The organism is Alteromonas sp. 14N.309.X.WAT.G.H12 (genome assembly GCF_036697315.1).
Classification (GTDB): Bacteria; Pseudomonadota; Gammaproteobacteria; order Enterobacterales; family Alteromonadaceae; genus Alteromonas.
On sequence record NZ_JBAHZB010000118.1, the window covers coordinates 1 to 10290 of the forward strand.

The window sequence follows — 10290 nt, forward strand, 5'->3', positions numbered from 1 at the left end:
GTACGAACCGAAATGTGTAGCGATTTGGTCGAGGCTGATATCCTGTAAGCTTTCTTCTAAAGAGGCAATATCTGGTATATAGTTTTGACTCTCCTTAAACTCTCTAATTTTGTCTATCAATAATTCGCGACTCTTCAGCTGAAACTTCATGTTCTCCAATAATGTCAGAACTCTTGCGGCTTCTTCACTATATGTAACTTCCAAAGTGGTATCGTGAATTACCGACTTCGATGCCTTATTGTCATCGTCATCTACAATATTTTCTAAGTCTACTGGCATTCGAGTAACAGCATCTGATAATTGCTTAACTTCGTCTAAACGTTCGAGAGAACCAACAAAATCTAAAACATGAACGAATTCTTTATTGGGTGTTTTTCTGAGCCCTCGTCCCAGCTGTTGGAGCCATATAGTCTTTGAACCAGTGTATCGCATAAATATGAGAAGATTCGTCTCCGGGATATCAATTCCCTCATTGAAAAGGTCACAGACGAGAATATACTTGAAATCACCCTCCCTAAAGTTTCTTATATTTTCTCGTCTTTCTTGGTCAGACATCTTGGAGTGGACAAGCGTTGCCGTTCCTAGTTCGAAGAAGCCTAACAGGTGGCGCATATGCTGTATATTCCTACAAAAAATGATTCCTTTTACATCATTAATTTCCTTTTCAGTGACTGTTCTTTCTATAATCTTAACTACTTCTTCATCTTTTTTATGCAGAAAGAGTTGCTTATCCAAATCTGACACTGTCAATCCGCTTTCAAGTTGGTCGATTTTGCTTTGATCAAGGTCATCTAGTAGAACAAGATATTTGGGAAATGCGAGTTTACGATGCTTAAGCGCCCAGACTAAATCAAATTTCCCTATATGCCCTTCCGCTCCTCCAAAGAATTTTAAAACATCTTTATTATCGGCGCGGTAAGGTGTAGCTGTTAAACCGACCAGCAATTTCGGTTGAAAACGAGTTACAACCTCTCCATACGTCCTTGCGGGAGTGTGGTGTGCCTCATCTACTACTACGAAATCAAATGCATTAGTGCTAAGAGAATTTATTTGTCCGTATAGTGTATCAAAAGAAGCAAAGACAAAGTCGGTATCTTCTGGCGAAGAACCAGAAAAACATGCTGAAAAGCTATAGTTTCCAACGCCTAAAACATTCTTGAACGATGTTACAGATTGAAGGGGTATTTCAACTTGGTGAGCGAGAAATAAAACTCTAACACGCCTTTCGGTTCCCTGAATTAGTTTCTTAACTAAGTGAGCAACTGTATAGGTTTTGCCAAGACCAGTCGCCATTTCTATAAGAAGCCTTTTTGTACCGGATTTGTACTTTTCAAAAGCCTCATCAATCACGTCTTGTTGATATTTTCTTGGCTTTATTTCGCGCCCGATTTCCGAATGTTTTTTAACCCAAAGGTTTTGTAACTCATCTCGATCAATAAGCTCAACGCCAAGACGCAAAGCTCTTGCCTTTACTTCAGAAGTGAAATAAGAATTAGTAACAAGAATTTTGTTGCTGACACCCGCGAGCCTAGCACCTGTAACAAGTTGATTCAGTGCTTTGACGTCAACTGTTATATCGATATTTCTTTGTTTTACTTCGATAGCAAATTTACGTTTTCCCTTATACGCAAATATATCAACCCCACCGTCACCATGACGATATTCCTTACCTACTTGTGTTATTTCTGCATTTGACCAACCAGAAGCAACGAGTAGGTCTCGAACAAATAGTTCAAAGTCACTAGGTGTAAGCTTGTCGATATCTTTAAAGTCTTGAGCCATCTAAAAATCCCTTTTGAATAAGTAATGTTCACTGAATAAATTTTTGAGACAGAATATCATTTAGTATAAGGACGTTTAAATGCATCCGCGATTCTTATATTCAACTGCCCATTCCTTAAACATTTTCTCATCACGCTCCTTACTCCTTTCTTGTCGGGCTAACGTTTTTTTCGACTTGGGTTTTGGCTTCTCTTCATCGAATGTCACACCAGACAGAGCATCTGCAAACATCTCAGGTTTAACATGGCTATAATGTTGCTCGATCATTGCTGCACTCGTTCCACATTGACGTGCGATAACGTCCATGCTGGTTCCGGCTAGTAGTTGCCAAGTAATATAGGTATGTCTTAGCGAATAAAGAGTTCTTGGGCCTCTGGGTGAATCTTTAAGCCCGGAGTTTTGTAGTGCTTTCTCAAATGCTTTGCCCAGCTGTGGAGTAGCTTCCCCGTTTGCAAGCAAGAATAGTTTTTGGTTTGGTGTGCGCAACGGGAAACGCTCACGCAGTCGAATTAATGCGCCTATGACATCCCGCTTACAGACCACTTTTCGCGTACCTGTATACTTTGTGGTTTTGCCTTTGGTTACATTGATGAAGAATTGGGCCTTGGCACCCTGAGTTTTAATCTCTATATCTTTCCATGTAATATTCTCCATTTCCGTACCGGGCCTGATACCAGTATTAACAGCTATTTCGCAGTAGTCATAAAGTAGCTCTCGAATCTGTCTGGTTTTTTCACTGTGGGCGTTTCGTTCGCCTTCGTAGATTTCTTCAAGTACTGCTTCGTATTCTTCTTCTGAGAAAGCAGCACGGCGTGTACCGGCTTCACCTTTTGACGACAGCACTGGAACTTGAGCTGCTATCATCCATTTCTGTTCAATAGCTTCCTTGAATACAAGATTCAATGCCGAATTATGAGTTTGAAGAGTAGATGAAGCGGGCGGCTTACTCATTTTCCTTTTACGCCATTCAACGAATTTCGTTATTGCTTCTTGGTCTATAGAAGTGACAAACGTGCGAGCGAAGTAGGGGATGTGATAGTTTTCTAATGCTCGGATATAGTCTTTGTAAGTGCGCTTCCCACCACCATGTTCAAGCTGCTCTTCGAGCTTTTCGATGACACGGTCAGCAACATCTTTAAACCGTTTGCTCTGTACGAGACTGTTGTTTTCATGTCTTATTTGATGGTCAAGAAAGATACGATGTGCCATTGCAATGGCCTCGTCTTTGTCTTTCTTCTTGGTTGACTTACACAACCATTTTTTATGATTTGTCAGTATAAAACGCGCATACCAACGTTCACTGTTATCCTGCTTGAAGATATACAGTTCGTCGTTTATGTCATGTCTTTCGATTAGCTTTGCCATGCTCATAGTAGATCATGAAATGCCAACTTATGCAAAGAATTTGCAAAGAAAATAAAATATTAATTAAAACAATTAATTAAATGCATGCATTACATTGAAAATCCGCGTGTCCCTGGTTCGATCCCGGGTCGAGGCACCATTATTCGAAGAGCCCTGAACAGAAATGTTCGGGGTTTTTTGTATCTGCCAGCCACTCCCGCGTTGCCAAATAAATCCGGTTTTTCCAAACACTATTTAGAAGGTTGTACCTTAATGGGCAACAATCTATCGGTTCAGATAGTTGTTTTAACACATCCATGACCGAAGGGTATTTGTGCATGCTCAAGCTCTAGATCACTCGCCGTCTTCTTACCTATAAATTTATTAAATGTGAGATAAGTCGCAACCAAGCCGCACTTAATAAAATAATAATAGGAAAGCGAGTAAGATATTGATGCTGCGTATTTTTTATGCAAAAGTTAGAGGGTTAATAGTGTGATATACGGAAATACTCCGCACCGCATTGAGGATTTTTTTCGTATAATAAATTGTTAGAAAACTAAGGAGAGTTTATTTATGTATCCACTATTCGATGTTAATTGTGAATTAGTAGCTTGGATCCGACCAAATGAGCATATTTTTGATACAGATATGAATTGGGTTGCATACGTACGCAATGGTCATGCGTGGTCTAGCGAAACTGGTAACTGGTTAGGGCCTGTTCGTGGGCTTCTATGTTTAAATCAATCTGGACAGCCAGTGGCTTGGAATCCTAACGAGCAAGTTTCTGGGACTGCCCGTCCTGCAAGGCCAGCTCGCGCGGCTAGAGCGGCCCGCCCAGCGCGTCCGGCGCGTCCGGCTCGCCCAGCACGCCCTGCAAGGAGAGCAACACCAGCTGGAGGTTGGGCCCCAGAATCTATTTTTGCTTGGCTTGGGCAGTAATAGTTTCCATACAAACGCATTAAATCGCTCGCAAGCTCGCTGGGACGCTAACACATGGGCTGCGTCACTTCGTTCCTAATTATAGCCCATGTGTTATCGCCCTTTATGCGGGTGTTAGCTCCCAGTTTAGTAAAGGATTTTATGTACACATATTCAATAACAGGAATCGTTCACCCAGAAAGAGCTGATGTAACAATTGAGAACGTGTGTGCGTTAATAAATGGAAGCGACCAATTCAATTATTCAGTCTATAAATCTAGAATTGCTGGCTTACTAACCACGCAAGAACCCATAAAACATTACAACAATGCAGCTTTCATTGCTCAGAGGTGTGTGAGAGGAATTACAGATGCACTTTGTTTTACTAATGGATGTGGGTATGAAGTAGAGATTATTCAGCTTTTAGACAACCAGAACGGGCACCATCGGGTATTTGGTGTTGACGAACCAGCAATTACATCTCTTAACATTCTTCAAAGAATCAGTACCGAACAAGTAGCAGAATTACTACAAACACCTATAGCAATTGATCTTGAACGCACCTTTTCTGATTTAAGAGAGGCGATAAGAAAACCAACTGATTCAGGTTTTTATTGCTACCGGGCAATTGAATGTCTTATGAATTATTATAGACACCAGAATAGTTGTAGTAAGAAACAGGCATGGGAGCTTCTCAGAAACGCCCTCAATGTAACAGAAGAAACGACTATGTTTATTAAAGCTGCGGCGGATCCTATTCGACATGGAAATGTCCGAGAAAAAAGTAATCTAAGCAGAGATGAGGTGTTACTTAAAACATGGGGAATTGTCGAAAGCTTTGTTAATTCCGCATTGAAAAATACAGCGATAAAGAGCTAACAAGCTGCTGTAATCGCTCGCGGGCTCGCTGGGACGCAAACACAAGGGCTGCGTCGCTTCGCTCCTATTTTAGCCCATGTATTTCCACCCCTAAGCAGGGTGTTATGTGCTAAAAGGATTTATATGAAAAATTGGGAAGATTTAACATTCATTCAGAAGGCTGTAATAGGCATCTGCATATTAGTAAAGGAGACTTACCTCTTGCTCGATCCCTGATAGATGTATCAGCCAGCAACGACGAGCTTCGCCGCCCGTTCAGCATTCTTTTGAAATGATTCTGTTTTACGAATTTCTGAGGCGTCAGCAACAAGCGTACCTCGCCCTACAACTTTGCGTGAACGAACCTTGCTCTCTTTTAACTTTTCTATATTCTTCAAATCTTGTTCATTAAATGAGAATAAATTGAACATTTCTGACTCTCCTTCAAAAAATCAGTGTGTCGATAATACCCGGAGCACACCTATTTGTCTATTTTGTAGTAGATTAGCTTTAACCAATAAGCGAATCACTTTGAAGGCCATGGCTTTTTCGGATTTCGACTGCAAAATATCTTCGATACTAAGCCCTCGATATTTAGCTAGCTTGTTAATATTCGCAGTTAAACAGAGCAGTGTATTCCGATAACGTTCTGCGTCTTTTAAAACAAGGGAATCTACAGGTACCTCATCAAATATGTCAATAAGTCGGCGAAGCTTACCCTCGATAGCACTAACCGACTTTTCATCAATATGTTCATGAATATTGTTGGCATCGCGTTTTAATGCAAGATATTCACCGATAGCTTCTGAGAGCAAAACGCCTTCATTTATCTGGGGCTTTCCTGCGGGGTATTATCATTACTTTTAGCTTTGTGACCTTCGATCATAGTCATATACGAAAGGAAAGCGTCCGCTTCGGCTTTCGGGTCGTCAAGGTCAAACGTCACGGCAGGAAAAGAGATATCGCCCACTTTAGATTCGCTGGCGGTAATGAGTTGGGTAAATTGCTCATCATCATGAAATTTTTTAGTCATAAATTCCTTCTCATACTTCGAAAAGTACTGCTGAAGCGAAAACGCCAGTGAAAAAGAACGGCGTTTAGCAACGTAGATATCTTGTGTTTTCAACGACACTTTAAATTCGGCCTTGCCAATGTATGCTAATAAATGGCGAGGTGTCCGTTGTCGAAAATATCAGATTTGTGCGCGTTTAAAAAGATAAGAAGGGAGTGTGCTTACCATACCAGCTCCACCTATTGTGTCTCAGTGTGTGTACCAAAACACGCGCCATAGGTGGGCTAGATAGCAAAAAGCCCCTAAAAATAGGGGCTTAATACGAATTGGTGGAGCTGGCGGGATTTGAACCCGCGTCCAGAAAATGTCTACCTTTGGTACTACATGCTTAGTTTGTCTTTTCTTTAACTACTTTAGACCCCGACAAACAGGGTTCCTGGTAGCTGTCCTGATACTATTTCGCGGTTCAACCTCAGGAAAGTTTCCCTCGCTAGTCTACTTATATGACCTTCCAAAATCCTGGCTAGCAGACAGAGCTTAGGTGGAAGGGCCTATACCGGTTATTAAGCGGCTAGTGCGTAGTTTTCGTCGTTTGCGACTATTTAATGCGGCTTTTTTAAGAGGCCAGCCGCACCTCTGCATGCACCTCCGGCTTCCTAGATCCTGTCGAATCCTAATCAGCCCCTTAGGTGTTAGCCTGTTACCAAGCTTAGTAAAACATATTGAATGGTTTACCCTATCCAATATTGGGCGGATTCTAACGTAATCAAGAGGGGATAACAAATTAATTAAAACCATCGCCTCTTAGCTGCCTAAACTTTATCCGATCCTTGATTCAGCGCAGGGGCATTAAAGAAAATTTATTATTTCACAAGATTCTGTTATCAATTTGGATTAAAGTATTAGGTGCATCACTGAAAGAAATGGACACATGCAGCAAACACAATCCAACATATACACACCTTATACGCTTCCGTGCGGGATTAGGTTAAAAAACCGCCTTGCCAAAGCGGCCATGGAAGAGAATATGGCTGGTATCGATATGCAACCGGACCACGCGCTCTTTTCCCTTTACCGCTATTGGGCGCACGGTGGGCTGGGTATGATCATTACTGGCAATGTTATGGTTGATGATCGGGCGATAACCGGGCCCGGCACTGTCGTGATCCCTTTAGTGGGCAATCTTGACAGGTTTAAACGTTGGTCTTCAGTGATAAAGTCCGGTGGCGCAAAAGCCATCATGCAGCTTAATCATCCCGGTCGACAAATGCCCAAAAGCATTAGCTGCACCGCGCTGGCACCGTCAGCCATTCCCCTTAAACTTGGCCGCTACAGTAAGCGGTTTGCCCGTCCAGTGGCGATGACTTGCGAGCAAATTCACGATGTGACTCACCGCTTTGCCCAAGCGGCTAAGCGGGCAAAAGAAGCGGGCTTTGATGGCGTGGAAATTCATGCTGCCCATGGTTATTTGCTAAGCCAGTTTTTATCGCCTCTATCCAATCAACGTCAGGACGAGTGGGGCGGAAGTTTAAAAAATCGCGCCCGCTTGTTGTTGAACGTGGTGTGTCAGGTCAGGGCCCAATGTGGTAATAATTTTATTGTCATGGTGAAGCTCAACAGTGGTGATTTTCAGCGCGGTGGCTTAAGTCCTGATGAAGCCAGTGTTGTGGTGGAATTGCTGGATAAATTAAATGTGGATCTGCTGGAGTTATCCGGCGGGAACTACGAGTCGCCCGCCATGCAAGGACGGGGCGAAAAAGAAGCGGAATTAGGTAAAAATGCCTATTTCTTATCCTTTGCAAAAGCAATCAGTAGTCGTGTTGCCATGCCGGTTATGACAACGGGAGGCATTACCAGTAAGAAAACCGCAGAAAAGGCCATTTCTGATGGGTGTGCTGTGGTAGGTATGGCCAGCGCCTTGGCATTTACACCGGATCTCGTTAATAAATGGCAACAAAAAGACGACTATTTAGGGGTGAATCCTACCTGCGACTGGAAAGATGCCACATTGGCGTCCGTGGTGGTGATGGCTAAAGTAAGACGGCAGTTACGTCGCCTTGGCAATGATTTAACCACCATGCGCAATCCCACAAATTTCTGGAGTTTATTACTCGACACCCTGCATCGACACAAGATGATTTCGCTGTACAAGAAATACCTGCACAAACAAAATCATCACGTGGCTAAGCCAGTGCGCTCGGTTAAACGCTATGTTTCATCACACGTTGTTTCTGACGTTCCCAGTCGCGATCTTTAAGCGAGTCACGTTTATCGTGGGCTTGCTTACCTTTCGCCAAGTACATTTCTAGTTTAACCCAGCACTTTTTCCAGTACATGGCAGTGGCAACAACGGAAAACCCTTGTCGTTCACGGGCGCCAATCAGCTTATCGAGTTCACGTTTAGTAAGCAGTAGCTTTTTCGCTCGTTCCGGTTCGCATATCACGTGAGTGGAGGCCTGATTGAGTGGCGTAATACGACAACCCACTAAATAGGCTTCGCCATTTTGTAAAATCACATACGCATCGGTGATGTTCACTTTACCTTGACGAATACTCTTGAGTTCCCAACCCTGTAAGGAAATTCCCGCTTCAAACTTTTCTTGAAGGTGATAGTCATGACGCGCTTTTTTGTTAAGCGCGATAGTACCTGTGGAGTTTTGCTTTGATTTATTCTTTTTCATGCCCGCCATTATACATTTTGATAAATGATTGTCTTTTATTTTCCGAATGAGGAACGAAACTCATGGAATATATGTGTCATTAATAACCGGTATATGGGGTAATTTGGATAAACTTAAAGGGTAGGTGAGGATAAAGTCTCGTGATAAACTTATCTAATCAGAAGTATAAATAACGTAAGTGATAATTATGCCGAGTATTCAACGCAGCGCGTTAGTGGCGTACAGCGCTCAGGCCATGTTTGATTTGGTTAATGACGTTGCGTCATATCCTGAATTTCTGCCAGGATGTACAGACAGTAAAGTTCTAGAACAACACGATAACGAAATGAAAGCCTCTCTGCTGGTATCAAAAGCCGGCGTAAAGCAATGGTTTACTACACGCAATACGTTGCATGCGCCAACCCGTATTGATATGCAGTTGGTTGATGGGCCCTTTAAGCATTTAAAGGGGGGATGGACGTTTTCAGCCCTTTCTGATTCCGCGTGTAAAATAGAACTAAATTTAGATTTTGAATTCAGTAACAAGATCACACAATTTGCCTTTGGTAAAATTTTTAGTGGCTTGGCCACAAGTATGGTCAATGCCTTCACCGAACGGGCGAAGCAGGTCTATTGATGGAAAAGCTGTTAACTGTAGAAGTGGCTTACGCTTTGCCCCATAAGCAGTCTTTGATTGAAGTGGCTATTGGTGAAGGTGCAACGGTTGAAGAGGCCATAAAAGCGTCTGATATTTTAACGCTTTACCCGAACATCGATTTGAAGAAAACAAAAGTGGGTGTTTGGAACCGTGTTGCCCGGTTGTCCGATACTGTGGGTGATGGCGATAGAATTGAGATTTACCGCCCGCTGATTGCAGATCCCAAGGAAATCAGAAAAAGGCGAGCAGAAAAAGCCATTGAGGAAGGCCGGGCCGATAAGGTCACTGGTGGCCGTCCCAATGGATTGAAAAGTAAAAAGTAGCCGTTACCGATCCCGTAGCGAGCCCACTTCCAGAAACGGTGCCGCGTCTATGTCTTCGGCATCCATCATCGCTGCAATGCGCTGCATTGTGGCGACCATCTGGCTTTGTTCCCAGTCTTTCATGTTATTAAAGCGGTCGATAAAATGCTCTTGCAGCGGGCGAGGAGCATTCTCTAAGGAGGCTTCACCTTTCTCGGTGAGATAGACGCCGACCTTTCGTTTGTCTGTAGTACTGCGTATACGGGTGACCAATTCTCGGGCTTCAATGCGATCCAGTATATTGGTTATTGTTGCAGGACTTAAGTTAATGCTATCTGCAATTTCACGGACCATGATCCCGGGTCGTTCCTGAATATTCTGCATCACTAACAACTGTGGCCCAGTGAGGCCCACATCTCTACTCAGTTGTTTGCTTCGTAAATCTACCGCACGTATTACTTTACGCAAGGCCACGAGCAACTATTCTTCTTTTCTCATTGGGGGTTCCGTCATAAAAATCAGGTCACACTAACCTGTGTAAAAAATGTTGATGCTTGTGATAATGATCAATTACGTCATTAATAACGGCCAACTTAGACCAACCCATAATATCGTATCCCTGACCACCTTCACTTAGATGTACATCGGCGCGATAGTACGTGTCATCTTCGTCTGTGTCTAGCGTCCCATTGAGATCGGGTTGCGATGTTGAGGTTAAATGTACCGCATAAATGAAATCGGGCTGATCATTGA

11 protein-coding genes, 1 other RNA gene and 2 pseudogenes are annotated in these 10290 nt (G+C 42.9%); 5 read left to right on the forward strand and 9 right to left on the reverse strand.

The features are described 5' to 3' along the window. A partial coding sequence (locus V5298_RS17990; protein WP_332932814.1) for a DEAD/DEAH box helicase family protein occupies positions 1 to 1782 on the reverse strand: 1782 nt, incomplete at its 3' end. Positions 1783 to 1857: 75 nt separating this feature from the next. Next, positions 1858 to 3147: a tyrosine-type recombinase/integrase gene (locus V5298_RS17995; RefSeq protein ID WP_332932823.1), complete on the reverse strand. Its 1290-nt coding sequence runs from the start codon at positions 3145 to 3147 to the stop codon at positions 1858 to 1860. 555 nt (positions 3148 to 3702) lie between these two features. On the opposite strand from V5298_RS17995, the gene V5298_RS21055 reads away from it, so the two are divergent. After that, complete coding sequence (locus tag V5298_RS21055; protein ID WP_416351202.1) at positions 3703 to 4068, forward strand: 4-fold beta flower protein; 366 nt, start codon at positions 3703 to 3705, stop codon at positions 4066 to 4068. Positions 4069 to 4209: 141 nt separating this feature from the next. Beyond that, on the forward strand, positions 4210 to 4926 hold the full coding sequence (locus V5298_RS18000) for a hypothetical protein (RefSeq protein WP_332932815.1): 717 nt from the start codon (positions 4210 to 4212) through the stop codon (positions 4924 to 4926). Between the two features lie 224 nt (positions 4927 to 5150). Here the strand turns inward: V5298_RS18000 and V5298_RS18005 are convergent, their stop codons facing one another. The 4 genes and pseudogenes from V5298_RS18005 to ssrA all read right to left on the reverse strand — a co-directional run bounded on the left by V5298_RS18005 (position 5151) and on the right by ssrA (position 6602). Further along, entirely contained in the window at positions 5151 to 5336 is a 186-nt protein-coding gene (locus V5298_RS18005) for a hypothetical protein (RefSeq protein WP_332932816.1), read from the reverse strand. A gap of 21 nt (positions 5337 to 5357) precedes the next feature. Beyond that, a complete protein-coding gene (locus V5298_RS18010) occupies positions 5358 to 5720 on the reverse strand; it encodes a hypothetical protein (protein WP_332932817.1) in 363 nt (120 codons plus the stop codon). 11 nt (positions 5721 to 5731) lie between these two features. Continuing rightward, positions 5732 to 6085: pseudogene (locus V5298_RS18015) on the reverse strand (DUF6538 domain-containing protein); the annotation flags it as partial. Positions 6086 to 6244: 159 nt separating this feature from the next. Beyond that, positions 6245 to 6602, reverse strand: a transfer-messenger RNA (tmRNA) gene (gene ssrA / locus V5298_RS18020). A gap of 246 nt (positions 6603 to 6848) precedes the next feature. Here ssrA and V5298_RS18025 point away from each other — a divergent pair. Continuing rightward, positions 6849 to 8174, forward strand: a complete 1326-nt coding sequence (locus tag V5298_RS18025) for an NADH:flavin oxidoreductase/NADH oxidase family protein (protein ID WP_332932818.1) — start codon at positions 6849 to 6851, stop codon at positions 8172 to 8174. Here the strand turns inward: V5298_RS18025 and smpB are convergent. Then, positions 8119 to 8598, reverse strand: a complete 480-nt coding sequence (smpB, locus tag V5298_RS18030) for an SsrA-binding protein SmpB (RefSeq protein ID WP_332932819.1) — start codon at positions 8596 to 8598, stop codon at positions 8119 to 8121. The genes V5298_RS18025 and smpB overlap by 56 nt on opposite strands. A 187-nt stretch (positions 8599 to 8785) precedes the next feature. Between smpB and V5298_RS18035 the strand changes: the two genes are divergently transcribed. Both V5298_RS18035 and V5298_RS18040 read left to right on the forward strand, forming a co-directional pair. Next, positions 8786 to 9214, forward strand: coding sequence for a type II toxin-antitoxin system RatA family toxin (locus tag V5298_RS18035; RefSeq protein ID WP_332932820.1), 429 nt, complete (start codon positions 8786 to 8788; stop codon positions 9212 to 9214). Further along, on the forward strand, positions 9214 to 9558 hold the full coding sequence (locus tag V5298_RS18040) for an RnfH family protein (protein WP_416351203.1): 345 nt from the start codon (positions 9214 to 9216) through the stop codon (positions 9556 to 9558). Before V5298_RS18035 ends, V5298_RS18040 begins: the two co-directional genes overlap by 1 nt. Positions 9559 to 9561: 3 nt before the next feature. Here the strand turns inward: V5298_RS18040 and V5298_RS18045 are convergent, their stop codons facing one another. Both V5298_RS18045 and V5298_RS18050 read right to left on the reverse strand, forming a co-directional pair. Next, on the reverse strand, positions 9562 to 10017 hold the full coding sequence (locus tag V5298_RS18045) for a MarR family transcriptional regulator (protein WP_332932822.1): 456 nt from the start codon (positions 10015 to 10017) through the stop codon (positions 9562 to 9564). Positions 10018 to 10060: 43 nt separating this feature from the next. Next, positions 10061 to 10290, reverse strand: a pseudogene (locus V5298_RS18050) (choline transporter); the annotation flags it as partial.

Coding starts and splice junctions, on each gene's coding strand:
- V5298_RS17995 (WP_332932823.1), bottom strand. CDS start 3,147: ATGGCAAAGCTAATCGAAAGACATGACATAAACGACGAACTGTATATC.
- V5298_RS21055 (WP_416351202.1), top strand. CDS start 3,703: ATGTATCCACTATTCGATGTTAATTGTGAATTAGTAGCTTGGATCCGA.
- V5298_RS18000 (WP_332932815.1), top strand. CDS start 4,210: ATGTACACATATTCAATAACAGGAATCGTTCACCCAGAAAGAGCTGAT.
- V5298_RS18005 (WP_332932816.1), bottom strand. CDS start 5,336: ATGTTCAATTTATTCTCATTTAATGAACAAGATTTGAAGAATATAGAA.
- V5298_RS18025 (WP_332932818.1), top strand. CDS start 6,849: ATGCAGCAAACACAATCCAACATATACACACCTTATACGCTTCCGTGC.
- smpB (WP_332932819.1), bottom strand. CDS start 8,598: ATGAAAAAGAATAAATCAAAGCAAAACTCCACAGGTACTATCGCGCTT.
- V5298_RS18035 (WP_332932820.1), top strand. CDS start 8,786: ATGCCGAGTATTCAACGCAGCGCGTTAGTGGCGTACAGCGCTCAGGCC.
- V5298_RS18040 (WP_416351203.1), top strand. CDS start 9,214: ATGGAAAAGCTGTTAACTGTAGAAGTGGCTTACGCTTTGCCCCATAAG.